This is a genomic window from Streptomyces sp. NPDC048659 (assembly GCF_040650575.1).
GTDB lineage: Bacteria > Actinomycetota > Actinomycetes > Streptomycetales > Streptomycetaceae > Streptomyces.
Map to the genome: position 1 here is coordinate 1 of NZ_JBEZHM010000018.1, position 21,441 is coordinate 21,441.

A 21,441-nucleotide genomic window follows, 5' to 3' on the forward strand; every position below is an offset into this window, starting at 1 on the left:
GCGTCCAGCAGGGCGCTGCCGAGCGCCCTGCCGTGGCCGCGCCCGCGGTGCGCGGGGTGCACGACCAGCTCGGCCGCGGGGGCCTCGACCGGGTCCCCGCGACCTCGCCCGCGACGGGGAGTCCCGCCTCCACCGGCCTAGCCATGTACATAATAGCTATGTACTCTATCTGTCATGAGCGACGCAGCACCCTTCGGACCCTCAGAGAACGCGACCGCGGGCTTCCTCGTCTGGCGCCTGTCCATGAAGTGGCGGGTCGCCGTCGACCGGGCCCTCGCGCCGCTGGGGATGACCCACGCGCAGTACGCGGTGATGGCCTCGCTGCACGGCATGGGCCGCTCCGGGCGGCGCCCCAGCCAGCGCGAGCTGGCCGACCACACGGGCCTGGAGGCCCTGTACGTGTCGAAGCTGGTCCGCGCGCTGGAGTCGGCCGGCTCCGTCACCCGCACCCGCGACCCCGCCGACCCGCGCGCGATCCGCCTGGAACTCACGGACCAGGGCCGGGACGCGACCCGCCGCGCGATCCGCGTCATCCAGGGCCTCCTGGAGCAGTTCCTGGAGCCGCTGGGCGGACAGCGCGACCCGCGCGCGACGGAGTTCACCCGCACGCTCGTCACGCTGCTCGACGTACCGCTCGATCCGACCCGTATCGCCGAGAACGAGAAGGAACAGCCATGACCACCACCCCTGCCACCGCCCCCACCACCGACGGCCGCGTCATCGCCCTCGCCCACCACGCCGCCCGCGCGGTGCTGGAAAACGTCCTGACCAGGCACGGCCTCACGTTCCAGCAGAGCGTCACGCTCAGAGCCGTCACCCTCGCGGGCGGCTCGACGACCCCGGACGCACTCGTGGCCGACGTCATCAACTCGTTGAAGACCGAGGAATCGGCCGTACGGGAGGTCGTGAACGCCCTCGTGACGGCGGCCCTCCTGGAGCCGACCCCCGCCGACCCGGCCCGCCTCCGCCTCAGCGCCACCGGCCAGGCCCTCTTCGACACCACCACCAAGGAGACCGCCGAGGTCAGCGCCCGCCTCTACGCCGACATCCCGGCCGAGGACCTGGCGGCGGCGGGCCGCGTCCTGACCCTCCTCACGGAGCGGGCGAACGCGGAACTGGCGCGCGCCTGACGGGAGTCGGGCCGGTCGCCGGGGGCCGCTACCCCCGGGAGCCGCCCGTCGCCACCGGCAGGTCGCGCAGGCTCAGCGCGGCCGGCGGGGGCAGCGGCCCACCGGCCGAGTCGGCGCGGAACGACTGGAGCAGATAGGCCACCAGCCGCCGGGACGCCGCGCCGTCGTCCGGCAGGGCGGCCACCAGGGCGCAGTGCGCCAGCAGGACCACGGCGAGGTCGGACGGGTGGAAGTCGGCCCGCAGCGCGCCCGCCGCCTGCGCCCTGCGGACCAGGGTCGCGACGCCCCGCTCGGCCCGCTGCCGGGCCCGCGCGTGTTCCGCCGTGCCGTCGGGGAAGGCCGCGACGAACGCGGCCGGAAACCCGCGCTCCTCCCGTTGCAGCGCGCACACCGTCTCGATCAGCCGCGTGAAACCCCGCCAGGGGTCGGGATCGGCCAGCGCCTCGTCGAGCGCCCGCGCGCAGGTCTCCGTCTGCCGCGCGAACGCGCCCCGCACCAGGGAGTCCCGGGTCGGGAAATGCCGGTACAGCGTCGCCACGCCGACCCCGGCCCGGCGGGCCACCGTCGCCATCGGGGCGTCGATCCCGTGCTCCGCGAAGACCGCGCGGGCGGCGACGAGCACGCGCTCCCGGTTGCGCCGGGCGTCCGCCCGCACCCCGCCCCGGGCACCGGTCCGAGCACCGATCCGAGAGGAATCCGCCATCACTGTCTCCCGCTTCCGCTCCAAACGGACGATCGCGTCCGTTTAAAGCCTACGGTCGACTTCAGACCCCCGTACGACCCCCCGGCGGCAAGGCGGAACGATGACCGACCCCACGATGAAAGCAGTGCTCTACGACCGCCACGGCGGCCCCGACGTGCTCTACACGGCCCGCGTGCCACGCCCCGAACCGGCCCGAGGCGAGGTGCTGGTGAAGGTGAGCGCGTTCAGCGTCAACGGCGGCGAAGTGATCGTCCGCGCCGGCCGTTTCCGCCTCCTGAGCGGCCGCACGTTCCCCAAACGCGTCGGCCTGGACTTCACCGGCGAGGTCGCCGCCTCGGGCGCCGGAGTCACCGGCTTCGCGACCGGCGACCGCGTGTGGGGCGTCCTGGGCCGGACCTCCGGATTCGGCAGCGCCGCCGAGTACGTGACCGTGCCCGCCGAGCGCGTCGGCCGGCTCCCCGACGGCCTCGACCCGGTGGCCGCCGCCGCGCTGCCCGTCGCCACCACGGCCGTCACCGCGCTGCGCGACAAGGCCGGGCTGCGCCCCGGCGAACGGCTCCTCGTCCGGGGCGCGGCGGGCGGCGTCGGCAACGCGGCCGTCCAGCTCGGACGGGCGTACGGTGCCGAGGTCACGGCCCTCGCCCGCGCGGCCAACCTCGACTTCGTCCGAGGGCTCGGCGCGCACCGGGCCCTCGACCACCGGAGCGTACGACCGGCGGACCTGGGCCGCTTCGACGTGGTCCTGGACACCGCGGGCACCGACCTGCGGACCTTCCGGCGGCTCCTCGCCCCCGGCGGGCGGATGGTCACCATCACCTTCGACCCGGACCGCCCCGCCGCGTCGCTCGGCTACCTCGCCGCCGGGACGCTCCACGGGCGCGGCCGGGTGCGCTTCTTCAGCGGCAACCCCACCCGGGCGGACCTCGACGGCCTCGCCCGCCACGTGACCGAGGGCAAGCTGCGCCCCGCGGTGGACACGGTCTTCCCCCTGGAGGAGACGGGGGCGGCGCACCGGGCGCTGGAGGCGGGCGGCGTCCGGGGCAAGTACGTGGTCAGGGTCGCGTAGGCCGTGCGCGATCTCGCCCTCTCCCCGGGCGACACAAGGAGGTTCGTCCAGCGGATGCGGGAGGAAGCGGTCGGCGGCCCGGACGCCTGCCCTCCTCTTCGCCACCCATTGAGGTGACGCTCCGGCGGCCCGGGCCCGGAAAGCGGGGCCGGGCCGGGATGATGGCCCCGTCGTGCCACCGTCCGCCCCTCTCAGAGCCGGAGCCCGCATGTCGAACGTCCCCACCGACCTGCTCTACACCGACGAGCACGAGTGGATCCGCAAGGAGGCCGACGGCAGCTACGCCGTCGGCATCACCGATCACGCGCAGAAGGCGCTCGGTGACCTCGTCTTCCTCGAACTGCCGCCGGTCGGCAAGCAGGTCGAGGCGGGTCGCTCCATCGGCGTCGTGGAGTCGGTGAAGGTCGCGTCCGATCTGTACGCGCCGCTGACCGGCGAGGTCGTCGCGGTGAACGGGGACGCCGTCGACACCCCCGAAGAGGTCAACATGGACCCGTACGAAACCTGGCTCTTCAAGATCAAGCTGGGCAAGGGCGCGACGACCGGCGAGCTGCTCTCCGCCGCCGCCTACAAGAAGCTGCTCGACTAGGACCTGTCCGGCGGGCCGGGGTCTACTGCGGGTCCTCGCCCGTGAGTCCGTCGACCGACTCGCGGATGAGGTCCGCGTGACCGGCGTGGCGGGCGTACTCCTCGATGAGGTCGAGGAGGATGCGGCGGAGGTTGGGGCGCTCGCCGCTCCGGGTGGTGTAGGCGCCGAGCTGGTCCAGCCCGCCCGCGTCGAGCGCCGTGTCGACGACGGCACGGGAGCGGTCGACCGACTCCCGCCAGAGCGCGCGCAAGTACTCGGGGCTGTCCTCGGCGGCGGAGCGGTAGTCCCAGTCCGGCTCGCCGTCCCAGTCGACGGTGTCCCAGGGAGCGCCCACGGGGACGCCGAGCCACAGCCGCGCGAAGTGGCTGTCCTCCACGTGCGCCAGGTGCTTGAGGAGACCGCCCAGGGTGATGGCGGACGTGCCGAGGGTGGCCCGGAGACCGGCCGCGTCCAGGCCGGAGCACTTCCAGGCAAGGGTGGCCCGTTGGCGTTCGAGGGCGCCCAGGACGGCCGCCGCCTCGGTGCCGGCGAGTGGCGGTTCCGGCCAGGTGTCGGTGTCGTTCTGCGTCATGATCGCCGACTCTAGCGAGCGGGCCGCAAGCGGAGTAGGCCGCGCGTGTCCTGCGCCGGGACACCTCGTTGGAACGGTGGTCTTTTCCGCCCCGGCCCTTCGGAGGTCCCGTGAGCCCCCCGTTCGTCCGATTCGCGTTGTGCGTCGCGCTGCTGCTGGCCAGCTTCGTCGTCCTCGCCATCGGGCAGGCCACCGTGGCCGCGTCCATCGCGAGGGCCGTCAGCGGTCGCGCCGACGAGGGCCGCGTCCCTCGCGCGGGCGACTTCGCGGCGTTCTACGGCTGCTGCGATCAGGGCGGCACCCTGCTGCGCGCCGACTCCGACTGCCCGCCCGGGCACTGCGACCACCCGTGGACCCTCGGCCCCGACAACCCGGCCTGAGTCATCAGGCCGCCGCGCGGGCCTCGCGGCACTCCCGGCACAACCCCGGTTCCGGGGCTCTGAAGGCGCGGTCGCAGTCGTCGCACGTCTGGAACGGGTCCGGCGGCGGGGGCCCGACCGGCGCCGTCGGCAGGGGCGGCGGGATCAGGCTGCTCAGGCGGTAGTCGAGGATGCCCGCCGGGTGCTTCAGGTCGTCGGGCAGGCACGCGGTGAGGGTGCGGCGTACGGCGTCGGGGGTGGCGCCCCGCGCGAACCAGCTGTCCACCCCGGGCGCCAGGCGCTCGATGTCGCGGGACGAGAGGGTGAGGCGGGGTTCGTCGGCCCGCAGGCCGCGAAGGAGGTCGGCGGCCGGGCCCTCCGGGGGCGGGGCGGGCGCCGGGGCCGGGATCCGGGTCGGGATCCGTGTGGGCCTCGGCTGGCGCTGCGACGGCGGCGGCACCGCTTCGCGTACGGGAGACGGGGGCGGGGTCGAGGACGGGGGCGGGGGCAGCGGCACCGGCGTACCACCGCCGCCTCCGCCCGACGGCGGGTCAGGCTCCGGGCTCGGGTCCGGGTCCGCGTCCGTCGGCGGCTCCGGCAGCGGTAAGCGCTTCGGGATCGTGTACGCCATCGTCCGCGTGATCACCCGCCCGTTCGGCAGCCGCACCCGCAGGCGCTCCAGGTAGCCGTGGCGCTCCAGTTCGCGCAGGGCGGCGGCGATGCGGACCTCGCCCTCCGGGAAGCGGGCGGCGAGCGTGCGGATCGAGACGCCGGCGCCTTCGGGCAGCGACTGGAGGTGGCAGGACAGGGCGATGGCCGTGAGGCTCATCCCGCTGTGCTGGAGGAGGCCGTTGTCGAGGACGGTGAAGCCGCTCGACAGGCGGGTTTTGACGTGTCCGACACCGGATCGAGTGGCAGTCGGGGCGTTCACGGGCAACGGGCGCGCGGGAACGCTAGGGTTCTTCACATCCATCGGGAAGGTACTGCTTCCTCGGTGGTCAGGCCCTCGATCGGGATCGCTAGTCCCGGCCGGGGGCCGAACTGTTTTTCAGTGCGGTCGGCGTGAGCATATGCCAGGCAACCTGCCGCGAATCCAGCCCAGTTGGCGCAGTTCCCTCTTATGGGTGACGAGTCCGGATTCGCGCTGACGCGCCCCGAAACGGGGAGGTGGGAGGGGTGGGGTTGGTTCTTTCCCCGGGTTCTTTTTCTTTTGTCCCGCGCGCCGCCACCCGGCGGCCCACCGCCTCGTGTCCGTCCACGGCGCGGTGTCGTTGGGCACGCCGTACCAGTCTCCTCACCCTCCTCACGGAAGGCGGACCCATGAAGTCCAGGATCATCGGCGGCGTGCTGTTGGCGGGGGCCATGGCCCTCGGTTCCGCCGGGGTCGCGGCGGCTGACGGCCCCGTCGACGCCGACGCCCAGACCACGGCGCCCACCGCGACCGCTCCCACCGCGCCCACGGCGACCGCGCCCACCACGAGCACGCCCGGCACGATGGCGCAGAGCGCGCCCGCCGTCGGCGAGATCCCGCTGTCGGGCAACCAGCTCTCCCCCTTGGGGACGCTGCTCGGCGCCTGAGCGCACGCGCGGAACGCGAGAGGGGCCGGTCCACCAAGGACCGGCCCCTCTCGCGTCGTACGCCTGCGGTTGTGGTTACTTCTTGACCGGGTCCAGGCAGAGCACGAACTTGTCCGCGTCCCATTGCTGCACGAGGCGCACCTCGCCCAGCTCGCCGCACTTCTCCGGGTCCATGGTGTCGTCGATGGCCTTGACGACCTTGTACAGGTCGGCCTTGCCGGAGGAGCAGCCCTCGGTGGACACCTCCGGGTTGTTGTCCGGGCCGGTCACGGTCACGCACTCCCCCGCCTTCGCGTGCACCGGCGCGTCGCCCGTCAGGTACGGGTAGCCCAGCTTCACCGCGAGGAGGATCACGGCGGTGAGCACGATGCCGCCGATCTTCTTCAGCGCGCCGCCCTTCTTCTCGGGGGCGGGCGCCTCCGGCGCGGGGGCGGCGGCGAACGGGTCGGACGGCGGAGGCGTGGTCATCGTGAATCCTTGGGCGACGTGAGCATGGACGTGGACATGATCGAACGCGCACGTTACACATCGCGAAAGGGACGAAAGGGATCCGGTCCATCCGTTGTCCAATCGGATACGGAGTCGTGATCCTGCCGCCCCGTCAGGTCACAGTCGGGGGTCCACCGCCTGCTGCCGCTCCAGCGCGCGGCGCAGCTCGGCCGTGAGCGGGTGGTACGACCCGTACGCCCGCTCCGCGTCGAAGAGGAGGCTCTGGAGCTGGGAACGGCCTCCCGCGCGGTCGCCCAGGGCGAGCAGGAGCAGGCCGGTGCGGTGCCGGATGTCGAAGGCGCGGGCCTGCTGCTCGGGGGCGGTGGCGTGCTCGAAGTACGGCAGGAGGGCGCGGTACTCGGCGAGCGCGCCCGCCGGGTCCCCGAGCTGCTCCAGGCACTGGGCCGCGTCATAACGGAATTGAAGGGTCTGCCCGTCCGCCGGGCCCGCCTCCGCCGCGCGGTCCTCCGCGAGGCGGCGCAGCTCGGGCAGGGCGCGCCGGTACTGGCCGTCGTCCATCAGGGTCGACGCGTACTGCTTGCGCAGGATGCGGACGACCGGCGAGCGCTCGCCGTGCTCGGCGGCGGCGGCCGGGAGGATGCCGCCCAGCATGTCCACCGCCCGGGTCAGCGAACCCTCGCCGAGGAGCCGTTTCACCTCGTCCACGGCGGCGGCCACGTCGGGCTTCGCCGGGGCGGGCGGCACGGCGGGCGGCGGGGGCGGTGCGGTCGCCTGTACGGCCTGGTCGGGCCAGGGGGCGTGCGGGCGGCGGAACGGGCGGGTCGGGTCGAGCGGGCCGCCCGGACCCGGCGCCCCGCGCGGGGGCAGCAGCGGCAGCAGGTGCTCGTAGACCTCCTGCGCGCCCGAGGGCCGGGCCAGCGGGTCCTTCGCGAGGAGCCGCAGCACCAGGGCCTCCAGGGGCTCGGGCACCTCGGGGCGGAGCCTGCGGACCGGGACGGGCGCCTCGTACAGGTGCCGGTGCAGCACGCCGAGGGCGGTGGAGCCGGCGAAGGGGACGTTCCCGCTGAGGAGTTCGTGGAGCAGCACGCCGAGCGCGTACAGATCCGTGTACGGGCCGACGGCGCCGCCCATCGCCTGCTCGGGCGCCATGTAGGCGGGGCTGCCGATGGGCGAGCCGGTGTGGGTGAGGCGGGTGGTGTCGGAGTCGAGGACGGAGGCGACGCCCAGGTCGAGCACGATGACGGTGCCGTCGGGGCGGACCATCACGTTCCGCGGCTTGAGGTCGCGGTGCACGATCGGCACCGCGTGCACGGCGGCGAGCACCGCGCAGAGCTGCGCGGCGACGGACACCGCCCACGGCCAGGGGTACGGGTCCTGCTCCGCCAGGTGGTCGGCGAGGTCGGCGCCCTCCACGTACTGCATGACCAGGTACAGGTCGTCGCCGTCGCTGCCCGCGTCGTGGACCGTGACGAGCCCGGGGTGGCCCACCTGTGCCGTGACCCGGCACTCGCGCACGAAGCGGCGGCGCAGCTCCTCGGCGGCGGTGGCGGGGCCGCTGATGGCGACCGGGTTCAGCAGCTTCACCGCGACCCGGCGGTCCAGGCGGCCGTCGTACGCCGTCCAGACCTGGCCCATGCCGCCCTGGCCGATCAGGGTGGACAGCTCGTAACGCCCGCCGACGACCCGCCCGTTCACCGCCCGCCTTCCCGGGGGTCCTTTTCCTTGCGGAGCAGGTCGCTGAGCTCGTCGAGCTCGGCGCGGACCTGGTCGATGCGGGAGGTGGGGTGGGGCTGGTGGGGCGGGGTGGGCTGGTGAGGTTGCTGGGGCGGCGTGGGCAGTTGCTGCGGCTGGGGTTGCTGTTGCTGTTGCTGTTGCTGTTGCTGTTGCTGTTGCTGTTGCTGCTGGGGCGGGTAGCCGTACGCCTGGGGCTGCTGCGGGTAGCCGTAGCCGTGGTGCTGCGGGACCGTCGACGCGTACGGGCTGTACGGGTCCGGCTGGGGCTGCCGGGGCGGACGGGCGCCGTCGCGGAGGATGTCCACGACGAGGAAGTACGCCGCGAACGCCGCCGCCGTGAGCAGGAAGATCCCGATGGCCCAGTCGGCGGCGGGGCTGCTCGCCTTCTCGTCCTCCGGCACGAGCGCGATCAGGACGACCAGGACGGCCAGCGAGACCACGAACAGGATCCAGTCCAGGACCCGACGGGTCATCAGCGCGATCCGCAGGGCCGTCACCCAGGTCAGGAAGCCCATGCTGAGCAGCGGAAGCGCCGTGAAGAGCACCCGCAGCACGATGACCGAAGCCGGAACACCGCGCTGCGGCGGCGCGGGCTGCGGATAGCCGTGGCCGTACATTCCTGCTCCTGGTCACCTGAATGGCTCTGTTGCTGACGGGGTCGAGCGTATACAAGCGCGGCCCCGCACGTCAGCGCACTTCCCTGAGGCGTCGGGGGGTGTTCAGGGACTGTCAGCAGACTGCCAGGAGGCTCTCAAGGGGCTTTCAGGGGGCCACGGTGCCGTCCGCCAGGCCGTCGTACATCCCCTGGACCAGTTGCTCGCCGAGGCGGCCCGCGAGCCGCAGCGCCTCCTCGAACTCCGCGAGGGCCCGGAACCGGTCCCCGTACCGCCGCTGTTCCGTCAGCGGCAGCCGGGGCAGCTGGAGGCGGCGGACGTCGAGCCGGGTGGCGGTCGAGGCGTACGAGCTGGCCTGGCGGTTGTTGGCGGTGGCGCGCAGGAAGCCGGCCAGGAACCAGGGGTCGAGGGCGGCGGGGTCGGGGCGCAGCAGGTGCACGTTGCGCCCGAGGGCGGCGCCCGCGGTGGCCTCGTCGACGACCCGGGTGACGGAGCCGCCGCCGAGGACGGGCACGACGACGTCGCCCGCGGCGAGGAGCACGGGCTCCTCCCCCGGGCCCTCGGCCGGCGCCTCGGGCAGCGTCCCGGAGGGCGCCTGGCCGGCGAGGACGTCGGTGTCGGTGAGGACGGCTACGGGGCTGCCGGGGGCGGCCGTCCCGGCGCCGCCCGCGCGGAGCGTGAGCGCGCCCGCGCGGGCGAGTTCGCCGATCGTCGTCGCGGGGCGGCCGGGTCCCCCGGGGGCGGGGCTCGCGGCGGGCGGCGGGGTCAGTTCGCGGGTGCGGACCAGCGTCTCGGCCAGCCGCTCGCGCACTCCGGCGAGCTGCGCGGCGCCCTCGGCGGCGGCGGGCGGCGGGAGGTGGCGGGCGGGGGTGAGGTCGACGTCGTCGTCGAGGAGGGCGACGACGGGGACGCCCCGGCTCTCGCCGGGGGTCTCGGCCAGGGTGCCATCGCGGTCGAAGGGGCGCCAGGCGTCGAGGACGCGGGCCTCTACCGCCGGCCAGTCGAGCCGGTCGCGGCCCGCGGGGGCGGCGCCCGGGGTGTGGTCGGGGGCGGTGTCGACGAGGAGCAGTTCGGCGGGGGGCCGCTCGCCGGGCGCGGGCTTGCGCAGCACCCACAGGTGGAGCGGGATGCCGTACGGGGGCGCCGCGCCGGCCGGGAGGGCGATGACGGCCCGCAGGGCGCCCCGGCGCAGCAGGTCGGCGCGGACGCGGCGGCCGGAGCGGCGGGAGGCGGCGGCGGGCGGCATGAGGAGGACGGCGGTGCCGCCGGGGCGCAGGCGCGCGAGGGCGTGCTGGACCCAGGCCAGCTCGGACTCCGTACGGGCCGGGAAGCCGTACTCCCAGCGGGAGTCGTAGGCCAGCTCGTCGTGGCCCCAGTTGCGCTCGTTGAACGGCGGGTGGCAGAGGACGGCGTCGGCGGTGAGCGCGGGGAAGGCGTCGGCGCGCAGGGTGTCGCCCGCGAGGACGCGCACGTCCGCGTCGCCGGAGAGCGCGAGCCGCAGGGCGGTCAGGGCGGCCAGGTCGGGGTCGACGTCCTGGCCGTGCAGCGCGCGGGGGGCGGGGGCGGAATCCGTGGGGGTGGGATCCGTGGGGGTGGGATCCGTGGGGGTGGGGGCTCCGGCGGCGGGGGCTCCGGCGGTGGGCGCCGCCAGTGCGGCGGCGAGCAGGGCACCGGTGCCGCAGGCGGGGTCGAGGACCTCGGCGGCGGGCCCGGCGAGGGCGGCCATGAGGGCGGCGGGGCCGGGCGGGGTGAGCGTGAACTGGCGGGGGTTGGCGTCCAGGTGCCGGCCGAGGAGGAACTCGTAGGCGTCGCGGGCGCCTTGGGTGGCTTGGGCACCTTGGGTGGCTTGGGCGCCTTGGGCGGCGGCGGAGATCCCGGCCTGTGCCGGGGACGGGGCCTGCCCCTGGGCCTGGGCGGCCAGTTCCGCGACGCCGCGCAGGAGGGTGACGGACGGGGCGAGTTCGAGGGCGGAGGGGGTGTGGACGGCCCGCTCCGGGCCGAGGCGCTCGGTCAGCGCCTCCTCCAGCGGGCCGGGCAGCACCTCCGCGAGGCGCTCGTCGGGCACGGCGGCCAGCGCGGGCCAGGCGGCCCGGCGGTCGCGGACGAGGAGCAGCGCGCAGCCCGCGTGGACGAGGGCGGTGACGGCGCCGGCGGGATGGCTCGCGACGAGCTGCCAGACGCGCTCGCGCAGCGGGACCTCGGCCAGCTTGCCCTGGGCGCGCAGCCACTCCTCGACGTCGGCGAGGGCGAAGGAGGGGCTGGTCTCGGTGCCGCCGACGGGCTTGGGGAAGTCGGTGTGGCGGCGGCGCCAGTTGCTGACGGCCGCCCGGCCGACTCCCGCGAGGCGGGCGATGCCCGCGGCGGTCACCTCTGCTGCGCTGTCCGGCACCTGCCCCAACTCCCCTGATCGGCGTGCGTGTGAACACCCGATCTTACTGACGAACCCCTCCGACAGCACTTCACAGCGTGATCCGATCCGTTTTTCGTGAACCGTGTTGACTCGGTTCACAGCTTCTGTTGTCATTGATCCATCGCGCCAGAAGAAATCACTGTCCGGGAGGACACACCCATGTCGTACGACACGCAGCTCCCGCACGCCCCGTCCCCGGTGGCCATGCGCAACGGGCTGGGCACCGCGGCCCTGATCCTCGGCATCATCGGCACCCTGTCCGGCCTCATCCCCTTGTTCTTCTGGCTGGCCGGCATCCTCGGCCTGATCGCGCTGATCCTCGGCCTGGTCGGCCGGGGCCGGGTGAAGCGCGGCGAGGCGAGCAACAAGGGTGTGACCCTGACCGGCGCGATCCTGGGCCTCGCGGCCCTGATCCTCTCGGTGGTCGGCGCGGTCATCACCTTCTCCGCCGTCAGCGACGCGGTGGACGAGATAGACAAGGCGATCAAGGACTCCGCCCCGAAGGACCCGGCGGCGAAGAGCCCGGCGGGCCAGGGCGACGCGGGCGCCAAGCCCGGCAAGGCCGACAAGGACAAGCCCCTCGCGGCCGGTGACACCGTGGTCTACGACGACAACCTGAAGATCACCGTGTCGGAGGCGAAGACGTACGCGCCCTCCGAGTTCGCGGTCGGCCACACCAAGGGCAACAAGGCGTACCAGGTGACCGTCACCATCGAGAACGGCGCCAAGCAGAAGATCGACACCACCCTGACGACCCTCCAGGCCCGCGCGGGCAAGGACGGCGCCACGGCCGAGCAGATCTTCGACGAGAAGGTCGGCAGCGGCTTCAGCGGCTCGGTCCTGCCCGGCAAGAAGGCCACCGCCACCTTCGCCTTCGACGCCCCCGCCGCCGCGAAGGACCTCACCGTCGAGGTCAGCCCCGGCCTGGACTACAACGCCTCGCAGTGGGACCTGAAGATCGGCTGACGCCCGCCCCCACCTCGTGCGACACACACCGCACGACGTACGACACACACCGCACGACGCACGACGCACCACCCGATCCCCTCGGAGAGCCCCATGCCCGCCACCGTCCGTCTCCGCCGCGCCGCGCTCGCCGCGAGCCTCTGCGCCGCCGTCGCGCTCGGCGCCTCCGCCTGCGGCCCGAACGACGCCGCCCCGGCCGCGAAGCCGGCCCAGCCGACGCAGCCCCCGAAGCCCGCCGGCCCCTTCGAGGACCTGAGCGGACCCCAGATCGTGAACAAGGCGATCGCCGCGACCAAGACGGCGGACTCCCTCACCCTCGACCTCGCGCTCAAGACGACCGACGGCCCGATCAAGGCCGCTCTGTCGACCGACGTCCGGGGCCGCTGCGCCGGCACGCTGTCGATGGGCACCGCCGGGGGCACCGCCGAGCTGCGCAAGCCGGGCGCCGACACGGTCTACATGCGCTTCGACGACGCGCTCATCAAGGAGCAGGTGACGGGCGAGTCCGCCGCCGTGCAGAAGGAGGTCGTCCGGCAGCTCAAGGGCCGCTGGGTGAAGACCGACGCCAAGGACCCCGACACCAAGGACAGCCTCGCGCTGTGCGACCTGAAGTCGCTGCTGGCGGAGTTCGAGCAGGGCGTCAACACGGCGGTCCGGGGCCAGGAGACCGTCGTCGACGGCAAGAAGGCGCTGATGCTCACCCAGGCCGAAGGCTCCGAGCGGACCACGGTCTACGTGGCCACGGAGGGCAAGCCGTACCTCCTCAAGCTGGTCGGGACCGGCGGCAAGGAGCCCGGCACCATGTCCTTCACCGACTACGACAAGCCGGTCGACGCGAAGGTCCCGCCCGCCAAGGACATCGTGGACATGAAGAGCTTCGGCTGACCGAATGACCACACCCCGGGGGGGGGGACGGAAAGGGCGTGAAGGCCGCCGCGAGGGGAGCGGCCTTCACGCCCTTTCCGGTGTTTCCGGGGACCCAGGGGACTCCGGTGTTTCCGGGGACTTCAGGGCCCCGAGGGGGGCTCAGAGCCCGTGCCGGACCCATACGTTGGGCTCGACGTACACCGCGTAGCCCCGGGACGCCTCGCAGTGCACCGGCACCAGGGCGCCCTCGACCTCGACCGGGCCGTCGGTGTCGAAGGGCAGGCCCGTCCACCGCCGCCACTCCTCCACGGCGGCGCCGATCGTCATCGACGCGGGGGCGACCTTCGCCACCGTGCCGCCCGCGCGGACGTGGACCCGCAGCCAGGGGTCGACCGGCAGCCCGTCCTCGCGGGTGCGGAAGGCGTACTCGTGCATCGACGACTCCGCCTCCAGGTGCTTGCCGTTGGGGCGGACCGGGGCGACCAGTTCGGCGAAGCCCAGGCGGCGGGCGTTGTCGCGCATGGCGGCCAGCATCCGGTGCGAGAGGCCGTTGCCGAGCGCGCTGGTGGCCACGGTGACCTCGATCGCGCTGACCGTGTCGGGCGCGTGCCCGTGCCGGCGGTCGGAGAACGCCCAGAGCAGGACCTGGTCCCAGCCGGTGCCGGGCAGTTCGCCACGGCCCGGCGCGCCGAGCCGGAACGGCACGCTGAAGGCACGGGCCACGACCTCGCCGTCGGAGTCGGTGGCGACGAGGACGTACTCGGGGAACGCGGTGACGATCTGTCCCATGTTCGCCCAGCCGACCGGGTCGTACATCATGAACTCCGGCCAGAGGTCCTTCATCCGCCAGAGCGCCCCTTCCAGTTCGGGGCGTTCGGCGAGGGTCGTGATGTGCGGGTCCATGCCGGGGACGCTAGTCGGCAGCACCGCCCGCGCGGAAACGATTTACCTAGGGAAGCCGCTGCTCAGGGCAGGTTTCCAGGACCCGCCGCATCGCGTCCCGTTCCCCGGACGTGATCCACACCCCGTACTTCTTCTTCACGGCGACCTGCCGGGCCACGTACGGACAGCGGTACGCCTTGTAGGGCGGCAGCCAGGTCGCCGCGTCGCCGTCCGACTTGCGGCGGTTGGTCGCGGAGTCGACGGCGAGCAGGTTGAGCGGGTCGTTCGCGAAGCGCAGCCGGGTGCCGGAGTCCCACTTCTGCGCGCCCTTCTGCCAGGCGTCCGACAGGGCCACGACGTGGTCGATGTCCACCTTGCTGCGGCCCCGGACGTAGTCGATGGAGCCGCCGGTGTACGGGTCCTTGGCCAGCCTCCCGGAGGCGACCTTGCACCGGCCGTCGGTGAAGCGGACGCCGGTCAGGTCGCGGCGGAGTATGTCGTCGCGGGTGCCGCAGCCGTTGCGGTCGACGTCGGCCCAGGCGCGCCCGAACTTCTCCCGCTCGTAGCCGGTCCTGGGCGCGCGGCCCTTCACGGTGAGCGCGTCCACGGCGGCGAGGGCGGTGCCGGCGGCCGGGCCGTTTCCCGTACTGCTTCCCGTACTGCTCCCGCCGCCGGTGAGGGGCGAGCAGGCGGCGTTGACGAACAGGGCGAAGAGCGCGAAGGCCGAGGCGATGAGGGTCTTTTGATACGTCAGCACCGAAAGATCCTATTTGATGTGTGATCAGGCGGTCTCGGAGGGCGCCGCCGGGCCCTGCCCGCTCCTCAGACCTCCTCAGGTCCCCTCAGGTCCCCTCAGATCTTGCCGATGCCCAGCGTGTTCTCGGCCGGCAGCAGTCCCGAGCCGATGACCGCGAGCCAGGGCCCGCCCAGGAGCTCCGCGAGCCGGGCCGTGGCCTCGGGGCCGAGGGCGGTCCAGGGGGCGGCGGCCAGTTCGTCCGTACGGCGCTCGACCTCGGCGCGCAGGGCGCGGCCCGCCTCGGTGGCGGCGCCGTCGGGGCCGACGAGCCCGCGCGCGGCGAGGCGCGCGCGGGCGGCGTCCCACTCCGCGCCGCTCCAGCCCCGGCTCGCGAAGACGGCCTCGGGGGCGGCGCCGACGGCGGCGAAGGAGACCAGGGCCTCGGCCGGGTCGAGGCCGGCGGCCAGCAGGGCCGCGAGGTGGCCGTCGCCCCGGTGCTCGCGCAGGATCGTGGCGGCCTGCCACAGGACCAGGTGCGGGGCGTCGGGCCAGGGCAGCTCGGCGTTGGCGGCGGCGAGCGGGCGCCCGGCGGGCGTGGCCGCCTCCGCTGCGCGCCGGGCGAGCGCGGCGGCCTCGGCGATGCCCGGGCCCTCGACCTCCTCGGGGTCGAGCAGCGCCCGCCAGGTCCGGTCGACGGCGCGGAGCCGGGCGGCGAGCACCTCGGCCGGGTCGGCGACCGCCCAGGCTGCGGGCACGTACCGGGCGACCATGGCGGGCGCGAAGCTGTAGAAGGCGGCGGCGACCCGGACGCTCCCGGCGGGCCCGAGGGGCGCGGCGCGCCAGGCGAAGTAGGAGGGCCAGCGCTCGTCGACGCCGTAGCCGAGGGCGGCGGCCTCGTCGAACGCCTCGGGCGCGTAGTAGAGCACGGCGTGCAGGGGCTCCAGCAGGTGCCAGAGCTGGCGGACGCGGGCGGGTTCGACGGGGGGCCGACCTTCCTGGATGGGCTTCTCCGTCTGGGGCTGGGGCTGGGGCTGGGGCTGCACGTTCACGGCGTCTCTCCCGTCCACACACATCATCTTGTCACTGACTAGATTCCTCCCACCCCACGAACTTGTCAATGACTAGATACCGCCCCGATTCCGCGTACGCTGCTGCCATGACCAGTCGGCGCACCTACCACCACGGCGATCTGCGGCAGGCCGTGCTCGCCGCCGCCCTCGACGTCATCGCCGCCGAGGGGCCCGGCGCGCTCAGCCTGCGCGACCTCGCGCGCCGCGCGGGCGTCTCGCACGCCGCGCCCGCGCACCACTTCAAGGACCGCGTCGGCCTGCTCACCGCGATCGCCGCACAGGGCTACGGGCTCCTCGCCGACGCCCTCGCAGGCGCGCCCGACCTGCGCGAGCGCGGGGTGCGTTACGTCCGCTTCGCCGCCGCGCACCCGGCGCACTTCCAGGTGATGTTCCAGCCCGCCCTGCACCGCGCGGACGACCCGGAGCTGCTCGCCGCCAAGGAGCGGGCCGCCGCCGGGCTGCGGGCTGGTGTCGCCGGGCTCCCCGCCACCGTCGACGCGCCCCGCGACACCGGCGTCGCCGCCTGGTCGCTGGCGCACGGCTTCGCGACCCTGCTGCTCACCGGAAACCTCGACGAGCCGCTGGGCGGGCGGGACCCGGGGGAGGCGTTCCGCGCGCTCACCGGACTCCTCGGTTCCGCTCAACTGGGCGGCGGGGACGGGGAATAGCCCGGGCCGGTCACGGCTTGTCCCTCGTCGTGCGCACAGGAAAGACCACGGCTCACGACCACGGGGAGAACACATGAAGACCGGCAACACCGTCCGGCGCGCGGGCACGGCCCTGCTCGCCACCCTGACCCTCGCCGTACTGCCCGCGCTCCCCGCGAGCGCGACGGGCACGACGGGCGCCGCGGGCGCCGCCGGCTGGCACGGGGCCTGGGCCGCGTCCCCGCAGGCCGCCGCCGCGCCCTTCGGGCCCAACTGGTCCCAGCAGGGCTTCGCGGACCAGACCGTACGGCAGACGGTCCGCGTCACGACCGGCGGCACCCGGGCCCGTATCGAACTGACCAACCGTTACGGCACCGGCCCGCTGCGGATCACCGGCGCGACCGTCGCCCGCGCGGCCGGGGGCGGCGCGGTGGAGCCCGGTTCGCTGCGGGCGCTCACCTTCGGCGGGCGCGGCTCCGTCACCGTCCCGGCGGGCGGCACCCTCGTCAGCGACGGCGTGCCGTTCCGTACCTCCGCGCTCGACACGCTCACCGTGACGCTGTACCTGGCGGGCCCGACCGGCCCCGCCACCTTCCACCAGGTCGCGGGCGCCACCAGCTACCGGGCGGCGGGCGACCACCGCGCGGACACGGCCGGCACGGCGTTCACCGAGACGTCCTCGTCCTGGTACTACCTCTCCGGCGTCGAGGTCACCGGCGGCCCCGGCACGGCCCGCCGCGACGGCGTCGTCACCTTCGGCGACTCCATCACCGACGGCGCCGGCGCCACCCAGGACGCGGACGACCGCTACCCCGACGAGCTCGCCGAGCGCCTCGCGGCGGCCGGCACCCCGCGCGCCGTCCTCAACCACGGCATCAGCGGCAACCAGGTCACCAACGACGTGTCCTGGGCGGGCGAGAAGGGAATCGCGCGCTTCAAGAAGGACGTGCTTTCCGAGCGGGGCGTCGGCACGGTCATCCTCCTCGAAGGCATCAACGACATCGGCGGCAGCGGCCCCTCCTACCCGGGCGGCCCGACCCCCGAGGTCTCCGTGAACCGCCTCGTCGAGGGCCACCGGAACCTCATCCGCCAGGCGCACGCGCGGGGCATCAAGGTGATCGGCGCGACGCTGACGCCCATCAAGGGCTCCTCGTACTTCACGCCCGAGAACGAGGCCAAGCGCGAGGCGTTCAACACGTGGGTGCGCACCTCCGGCGCGTACGACGGGATCGTCGACTTCGACCGCGCGGTCGCCGACCCCGCCGACCCGGACCGCATCCTCCCGGCGTACGACTCCGGCGACCACCTCCACCCGGGCGACGCGGGATACCGCGCGATGGCCGAGGCCCTGGACCTCGACGCGCTGTAGCCGCCACGGACCCGGCCCCGCCCCCCTGTCCGAACGGGGGGCGGGGCCGGGAACCGGGGAACCGGGGAACCGGGGAACCGGGGAACCGGGGAACCGGGATAACGAGGGCGGGGCCGGGGGCCGGGGTCAGGAACCCAGGATCTCCGCCAGGAACTCCCCCGTCCACGCCAGCAGTTCGCGGCCCACGACCGGCTTGCCGCCGATCTTGCCGGCGGTGGGGCGGGGCACCAGGATCTGGTGGACGGCCGGCTTGATGACCGTGCGGGGGTGGAGGCGCTTCAGGCGGAGTTCCTGCGACTCGCGCAGTTCCACCGGGGCGAAGCGGATGTTGGAGCCCTGGAGGACGATCTCCCCGACGCCGCAGGCGCGGGCCAGCATCCGCAGGCCCGCCACCAGGAGGAGGTTCTCGACCGGCTCGGGCAGCTTGCCGTAGCGGTCGGTGAGCTCCTCGCGTACGGCCTTGATGTCCGCCTCCGAGTTCGCCGAGGCGATCGCCCGGTACGCCTGGAGGCGCAGCCGCTCGCCGGGGGCGTAGTCGTGCGGGACGTGGGCGTCGACCGGGAGCTCGATCTTGACCTCCAGCGGCGGCTCCTCCTCAGCGCCGCCCTCCATCTGCGCCCGGTAGTCCGCGACGGCCTCGCCGACCATCCGTACGTACAGGTCGAAGCCGACGCCCGCGATGTGGCCGGACTGCTCGCCGCCGAGCAGGTTGCCCGCGCCGCGGATCTCCAGGTCCTTCATCGCCACGTACATGCCCGCGCCCATCTCGGTGTGCTGGGCGATCGTCGCGAGGCGCTCGTGGGCGGTCTCCGTGAGGGGCTTCTCCGGCGGGTACAGGAAGTAGGCGTAGCCGCGCTCGCGGCCTCGGCCGACCCGGCCGCGGAGCTGGTGGAGCTGGCTCAGGCCGAAGTTGTCGCCGCGCTCGACGATCAGGGTGTTGGCGTTGGAGATGTCGATGCCGGACTCGACGATCGTGGTCGAGACGAGGACGTCGAACTTCTTCTCCCAGAAGTCCACCACGACCTGCTCCAGGGCCTGTTCGGACATCTGGCCGTGCGCCGTCGCGATCCGCGCCTCGGGGACGATCTCGCGCAGCCGGGCCGCCGCGCGGTCGATGGACTCGACGCGGTTGTGGATGTAGAAGACCTGGCCCTCGCGCAGCAGTTCGCGGCGGACGGCGGCGCCGATCTGCTTCTCCTCGTACGGGCCGACGAAGGTGAGGACCGGGTGCCGCTCCTCGGGCGGGGTGGTGATCGTCGACATCTCGCGGATGCCGGTCACCGCCATCTCCAGGGTGCGGGGGATGGGGGTGGCGGACATGGTGAGGACGTCGACGTTGGCGCGGAGCTTCTTCAGCTGCTCCTTGTGCTCGACGCCGAAGCGCTGCTCCTCGTCGACGATGACCAGGCCGAGGTCCTTGAACTTCGTCTCGGACGAGAACAGGCGGTGGGTGCCGATGACGACGTCGACGGAGCCGTCCCGCAGGCCCTCCATCGTCGCCTTGGATTCGGTGTCCGTCTGGAAGCGGGAGAGCGCGCGGACGTTGACGGGAAACTGCGAATAGCGCTCGGAGAACGTGCCGAAGTGCTGCTGCACGAGCAGCGTGGTGGGGACGAGGACGGCGACCTGCTTGCCGTCCTGGACGGCCTTGAAGGCGGCGCGGACGGCGATCTCCGTCTTGCCGTAGCCGACGTCGCCGCAGATCAGGCGGTCCATGGGGACCGTCTTCTCCATGTCCTCCTTCACCTCGGCGATGGTGGAGAGCTGGTCGGGCGTCTCCGCGTACGGGAAGGCGTCCTCCAGCTCGCGCTGCCAGGGCGTGTCGGGGGCGAAGGCGTGGCCGGGGGCGGCCATCCGGGCCGAGTACAGCTTGATGAGGTCGGCGGCGATCTCCTTGACCGCCTTCTTGGCGCGCGCCTTCGTCTTGGTCCAGTCGGCGCCGCCGAGGCGGTGCAGGGTCGGGGCCTCGCCGCCCACGTACTTGGTGACCTGCTCCAGCTGGTCGGTGGGGATGTAGAGGCGGTCGCCGGGCTGGCCGCGCTTGGCGGGCGCGTACTCGACGAGGAGGTACTCGCGGGTGGCGCCCTGCACGGTCCGCTGGACCATCTCCAGGTAGCGGCCGACGCCGTGCTGCTCGTGGACGATGTAGTCGCCGACCTCCAGGGTCAGCGGGTCGATCGTCTTGCGGCGCTTGGCGGGCATCCGCTGCCCGTCCTTGCCGGCGGCCTTCTGCCCGGACAGGTCGGTCTCGGTGAGGACGGCCAGCCGCAGGGCCTCGTCCACGAAGCCGTAGTCGATGGAGCCGCAGGCCACGTGCACGACGGACGGGGAGATGTCCGCGAGGTCGGCGTCCAGGCGGGCGGCGATGCCCTCGCCGCCGAGGACCTCGACGGTGCGGGAGGCGGGGCCGTGGGCCTCCGTCACGTACACCGCGCGCCAGCCGTCGGCCAGCCAGCCCTTGGTGTCGGCGAGCGCGCGGGCGGTGTCGCCCCGGTACGTCTCGGGGGCGCGCATCCCCAGCTTGAGGGTGTCGGCGCCGACGGTCTCGTCGGCGGCGAACGGGGACACCGACCACCACATCACGCCCAGCTCGCGGGCCCGGTCGCGGACGTCCGCGATCCCCCACAGGGAGGCCGCGCCGACGTCGATCGGGGCCTCGCCGCCGCCGGCGGTGGCCGCCCAGGACGCCTGGAGGAACTCCTGGCTGGTCGCCACCAGGTCGGCCGCCCGCGTCCGGACCCGCTCCGGGTCGCAGACCACGGCCATGGAGCCCTTCGGGAGGACGTCGACCAGCAGCTCCATGTCGTCGACGAGGACGGGGGCGAGGGACTCCATGCCCTCGACCGCGATGCCCTCGGCGATCTTGTTGAGGAGCTCGCCCAGCTCGGGGTGGGCCTCGGCCAGGGCGGCGGCCCGGCCGCGGACCTCGGCGGTGAGGAGCAGCTCGCGGCAGGGCGGGGCCCACAGGCCGTGCTCGGCGACCTCCAGGGACCGCTGGTCGGCGACCTTGAAGTAGCGGATCTCCTCGACGTCGTCGCCCCAGAACTCGATGCGGAGCGGGTGCTCCTCGGTGGGCGGGAAGACGTCCAGGATGCCGCCGCGGACGGCGAACTCGCCGCGCTTCTCGACGAGCTCCACGCGGGAGTACGCGGCGGCGGCCAGGCCCTCGACGATCTCGTTCAGGTCGGCGCTCTGGCCGCTCCTGAGCGCGACGGGCTCCAGGTCGCCCAGGCCCTTGACCTGCGGCTGGAGTACGGAGCGGATGGGGGCGACGACGACGCTGACGGGGCCGGCGGCCGGGTCGTCGTCGCGGGGGTGGGCGAGCCGGCGCAGCACCGCGAGGCGGCGGCCGACCGTGTCGGAGCGGGGGCTCAGCCGCTCGTGCGGGAGCGTCTCCCAGGACGGGTAGTCGACGACCGTGTCGGGGTCGAGGAGCGAGCGCAGCGCCGCGGCCAGGTCCTCGGCCTCGCGGCCGGTGGCGGTGACCGCGAGCACGGTCCGCCGGGCCTCGCGCGCGAGCGCGGCGATGGCGAAGGGGCGGGCGGCGGGCGGGCCGACCAGGTCGACGTGGTGACGGTTGCCGTCGCGGGCGGCCGTCACCGCTTCGGTGAGTGCGGCGTCCTTGACGACGGCGTCCAGCAGACCGTGCAGGCTCATGGAGGGTCCATCCCGGCGGAGGTGGGCAACGCGAACGGCCCGA

The 21,441-nt window shown here is 74.0% G+C and carries 21 protein-coding genes and 1 pseudogene; 10 read left to right on the forward strand and 12 right to left on the reverse strand.

Going from position 1 to position 21,441, the window contains the following annotated elements:
- Nucleotides 1-95, reverse strand: a pseudogene (locus AB0C99_RS16275) (mycothiol synthase); the annotation flags it as partial.
- A 79-nt stretch (nucleotides 96-174) separates the two neighbouring features.
- On the opposite strand from AB0C99_RS16275, the gene AB0C99_RS16280 reads away from it, so the two are divergent.
- On the forward strand, nucleotides 175-678 hold the full coding sequence (locus AB0C99_RS16280; RefSeq protein ID WP_362475324.1) for a MarR family transcriptional regulator: 504 nt from the start codon (nucleotides 175-177) through the stop codon (nucleotides 676-678).
- A complete protein-coding gene (locus AB0C99_RS16285) occupies nucleotides 675-1,130 on the forward strand; it encodes a MarR family transcriptional regulator (protein ID WP_362475326.1) in 456 nt (151 codons plus the stop codon). The genes AB0C99_RS16280 and AB0C99_RS16285 overlap by 4 nt, the downstream gene beginning before the upstream one ends.
- A 28-nt stretch (nucleotides 1,131-1,158) precedes the next feature.
- Here the strand turns inward: AB0C99_RS16285 and AB0C99_RS16290 are convergent, their stop codons facing one another.
- A complete protein-coding gene (locus AB0C99_RS16290) occupies nucleotides 1,159-1,833 on the reverse strand; it encodes a TetR/AcrR family transcriptional regulator (RefSeq protein ID WP_362475328.1) in 675 nt (224 codons plus the stop codon).
- A gap of 100 nt (nucleotides 1,834-1,933) precedes the next feature.
- On the opposite strand from AB0C99_RS16290, the gene AB0C99_RS16295 reads away from it, so the two are divergent.
- Both AB0C99_RS16295 and gcvH read left to right on the forward strand, forming a co-directional pair.
- On the forward strand, nucleotides 1,934-2,899 hold the full coding sequence (locus AB0C99_RS16295; protein ID WP_362475330.1) for an NAD(P)-dependent alcohol dehydrogenase: 966 nt from the start codon (nucleotides 1,934-1,936) through the stop codon (nucleotides 2,897-2,899).
- Between the two features lie 208 nt (nucleotides 2,900-3,107).
- Nucleotides 3,108-3,488, forward strand: coding sequence for a glycine cleavage system protein GcvH (gene gcvH, locus AB0C99_RS16300; RefSeq protein ID WP_362475331.1), 381 nt, complete (start codon nucleotides 3,108-3,110; stop codon nucleotides 3,486-3,488).
- A 22-nt stretch (nucleotides 3,489-3,510) separates the two neighbouring features.
- On the opposite strand, the gene AB0C99_RS16305 is transcribed toward gcvH, so the two are convergent.
- On the reverse strand, nucleotides 3,511-4,059 hold the full coding sequence (locus tag AB0C99_RS16305) for a DinB family protein (RefSeq protein ID WP_362475333.1): 549 nt from the start codon (nucleotides 4,057-4,059) through the stop codon (nucleotides 3,511-3,513).
- A 110-nt stretch (nucleotides 4,060-4,169) separates the two neighbouring features.
- On the opposite strand from AB0C99_RS16305, the gene AB0C99_RS16310 reads away from it, so the two are divergent.
- On the forward strand, nucleotides 4,170-4,439 hold the full coding sequence (locus tag AB0C99_RS16310) for a hypothetical protein (protein WP_362475335.1): 270 nt from the start codon (nucleotides 4,170-4,172) through the stop codon (nucleotides 4,437-4,439).
- Between the two features lie 4 nt (nucleotides 4,440-4,443).
- Here AB0C99_RS16310 and AB0C99_RS16315 read toward each other — a convergent pair whose 3' ends face one another.
- Nucleotides 4,444-5,349, reverse strand: a complete 906-nt coding sequence (locus AB0C99_RS16315) for a helix-turn-helix domain-containing protein (RefSeq protein WP_362475337.1) — start codon at nucleotides 5,347-5,349, stop codon at nucleotides 4,444-4,446.
- Between the two features lie 389 nt (nucleotides 5,350-5,738).
- On the opposite strand from AB0C99_RS16315, the gene AB0C99_RS16320 reads away from it, so the two are divergent.
- Complete coding sequence (locus tag AB0C99_RS16320) at nucleotides 5,739-5,996, forward strand: hypothetical protein (protein ID WP_362475339.1); 258 nt, start codon at nucleotides 5,739-5,741, stop codon at nucleotides 5,994-5,996.
- A 75-nt stretch (nucleotides 5,997-6,071) separates the two neighbouring features.
- Here AB0C99_RS16320 and AB0C99_RS16325 read toward each other — a convergent pair whose 3' ends face one another.
- The 4 genes from AB0C99_RS16325 to AB0C99_RS16340 form a co-directional block, all read right to left on the reverse strand.
- Nucleotides 6,072-6,464, reverse strand: coding sequence for a hypothetical protein (locus AB0C99_RS16325; RefSeq protein WP_362475341.1), 393 nt, complete (start codon nucleotides 6,462-6,464; stop codon nucleotides 6,072-6,074).
- A gap of 138 nt (nucleotides 6,465-6,602) precedes the next feature.
- Entirely contained in the window at nucleotides 6,603-8,141 is a 1,539-nt protein-coding gene (locus AB0C99_RS16330; protein WP_362475342.1) for a serine/threonine-protein kinase, read from the reverse strand.
- Entirely contained in the window at nucleotides 8,138-8,797 is a 660-nt protein-coding gene (locus tag AB0C99_RS16335) for a hypothetical protein (protein WP_362475344.1), read from the reverse strand. Before AB0C99_RS16335 ends, AB0C99_RS16330 begins: the two co-directional genes overlap by 4 nt.
- A 145-nt stretch (nucleotides 8,798-8,942) precedes the next feature.
- Nucleotides 8,943-11,183, reverse strand: a complete 2,241-nt coding sequence (locus AB0C99_RS16340; RefSeq protein WP_362475346.1) for an N-6 DNA methylase — start codon at nucleotides 11,181-11,183, stop codon at nucleotides 8,943-8,945.
- Nucleotides 11,184-11,363: 180 nt separating this feature from the next.
- On the opposite strand from AB0C99_RS16340, the gene AB0C99_RS16345 reads away from it, so the two are divergent.
- Both AB0C99_RS16345 and AB0C99_RS16350 read left to right on the forward strand, forming a co-directional pair.
- Entirely contained in the window at nucleotides 11,364-12,170 is an 807-nt protein-coding gene (locus tag AB0C99_RS16345; protein WP_362475348.1) for a DUF4352 domain-containing protein, read from the forward strand.
- Between the two features lie 93 nt (nucleotides 12,171-12,263).
- Nucleotides 12,264-13,055 (forward strand): hypothetical protein, encoded by a 792-nt coding sequence (locus tag AB0C99_RS16350; RefSeq protein WP_362475350.1) that lies wholly within the window; start codon nucleotides 12,264-12,266, stop codon nucleotides 13,053-13,055.
- Nucleotides 13,056-13,196: 141 nt separating this feature from the next.
- On the opposite strand, the gene AB0C99_RS16355 is transcribed toward AB0C99_RS16350, so the two are convergent.
- From AB0C99_RS16355 to AB0C99_RS16365, 3 genes are all read right to left on the reverse strand, one after another.
- On the reverse strand, nucleotides 13,197-13,940 hold the full coding sequence (locus AB0C99_RS16355; RefSeq protein WP_362475351.1) for an N-acetyltransferase: 744 nt from the start codon (nucleotides 13,938-13,940) through the stop codon (nucleotides 13,197-13,199).
- A 46-nt stretch (nucleotides 13,941-13,986) separates the two neighbouring features.
- Nucleotides 13,987-14,676, reverse strand: a complete 690-nt coding sequence (locus tag AB0C99_RS16360) for an HNH endonuclease family protein (RefSeq protein WP_362475353.1) — start codon at nucleotides 14,674-14,676, stop codon at nucleotides 13,987-13,989.
- Nucleotides 14,677-14,771: 95 nt separating this feature from the next.
- The gene (locus tag AB0C99_RS16365) at nucleotides 14,772-15,656 is read right to left on the reverse strand and encodes a hypothetical protein (protein ID WP_362475511.1); all 885 of its coding nucleotides are present in this window, start codon (nucleotides 15,654-15,656) and stop codon (nucleotides 14,772-14,774) included.
- A gap of 155 nt (nucleotides 15,657-15,811) precedes the next feature.
- Between AB0C99_RS16365 and AB0C99_RS16370 the strand changes: the two genes are divergently transcribed.
- Both AB0C99_RS16370 and AB0C99_RS16375 read left to right on the forward strand, forming a co-directional pair.
- Nucleotides 15,812-16,393 (forward strand): TetR/AcrR family transcriptional regulator, encoded by a 582-nt coding sequence (locus AB0C99_RS16370; RefSeq protein WP_362475355.1) that lies wholly within the window; start codon nucleotides 15,812-15,814, stop codon nucleotides 16,391-16,393.
- A gap of 73 nt (nucleotides 16,394-16,466) precedes the next feature.
- Nucleotides 16,467-17,741: an SGNH/GDSL hydrolase family protein gene (locus tag AB0C99_RS16375; RefSeq protein ID WP_362475357.1), complete on the forward strand. Its 1,275-nt coding sequence runs from the start codon at nucleotides 16,467-16,469 to the stop codon at nucleotides 17,739-17,741.
- A gap of 126 nt (nucleotides 17,742-17,867) precedes the next feature.
- Here the strand turns inward: AB0C99_RS16375 and mfd are convergent, their stop codons facing one another.
- A complete protein-coding gene (gene mfd / locus AB0C99_RS16380) occupies nucleotides 17,868-21,398 on the reverse strand; it encodes a transcription-repair coupling factor (RefSeq protein WP_362475358.1) in 3,531 nt (1,176 codons plus the stop codon).
- Between the last annotated feature and the right edge of the window lie 43 nt (nucleotides 21,399-21,441).

What these genes read in the sequence shown, in the direction of transcription:
- AB0C99_RS16280 (WP_362475324.1), top strand. Translation starts at nt 175, where the DNA reads ATGAGCGACGCAGCACCCTTCGGACCCTCAGAGAACGCGACCGCGGGC.
- AB0C99_RS16285 (WP_362475326.1), top strand. Translation starts at nt 675, where the DNA reads ATGACCACCACCCCTGCCACCGCCCCCACCACCGACGGCCGCGTCATC.
- AB0C99_RS16290 (WP_362475328.1), bottom strand. Translation starts at nt 1,833, where the DNA reads ATGGCGGATTCCTCTCGGATCGGTGCTCGGACCGGTGCCCGGGGCGGG.
- AB0C99_RS16295 (WP_362475330.1), top strand. Translation starts at nt 1,934, where the DNA reads ATGACCGACCCCACGATGAAAGCAGTGCTCTACGACCGCCACGGCGGC.
- gcvH (WP_362475331.1), top strand. Translation starts at nt 3,108, where the DNA reads ATGTCGAACGTCCCCACCGACCTGCTCTACACCGACGAGCACGAGTGG.
- AB0C99_RS16305 (WP_362475333.1), bottom strand. Translation starts at nt 4,059, where the DNA reads ATGACGCAGAACGACACCGACACCTGGCCGGAACCGCCACTCGCCGGC.
- AB0C99_RS16320 (WP_362475339.1), top strand. Translation starts at nt 5,739, where the DNA reads ATGAAGTCCAGGATCATCGGCGGCGTGCTGTTGGCGGGGGCCATGGCC.
- AB0C99_RS16325 (WP_362475341.1), bottom strand. Translation starts at nt 6,464, where the DNA reads ATGACCACGCCTCCGCCGTCCGACCCGTTCGCCGCCGCCCCCGCGCCG.
- AB0C99_RS16335 (WP_362475344.1), bottom strand. Translation starts at nt 8,797, where the DNA reads ATGTACGGCCACGGCTATCCGCAGCCCGCGCCGCCGCAGCGCGGTGTT.
- AB0C99_RS16345 (WP_362475348.1), top strand. Translation starts at nt 11,364, where the DNA reads ATGTCGTACGACACGCAGCTCCCGCACGCCCCGTCCCCGGTGGCCATG.
- AB0C99_RS16350 (WP_362475350.1), top strand. Translation starts at nt 12,264, where the DNA reads ATGCCCGCCACCGTCCGTCTCCGCCGCGCCGCGCTCGCCGCGAGCCTC.
- AB0C99_RS16355 (WP_362475351.1), bottom strand. Translation starts at nt 13,940, where the DNA reads ATGGACCCGCACATCACGACCCTCGCCGAACGCCCCGAACTGGAAGGG.
- AB0C99_RS16370 (WP_362475355.1), top strand. Translation starts at nt 15,812, where the DNA reads ATGACCAGTCGGCGCACCTACCACCACGGCGATCTGCGGCAGGCCGTG.
- AB0C99_RS16375 (WP_362475357.1), top strand. Translation starts at nt 16,467, where the DNA reads ATGAAGACCGGCAACACCGTCCGGCGCGCGGGCACGGCCCTGCTCGCC.
- mfd (WP_362475358.1), bottom strand. Translation starts at nt 21,398, where the DNA reads ATGAGCCTGCACGGTCTGCTGGACGCCGTCGTCAAGGACGCCGCACTC.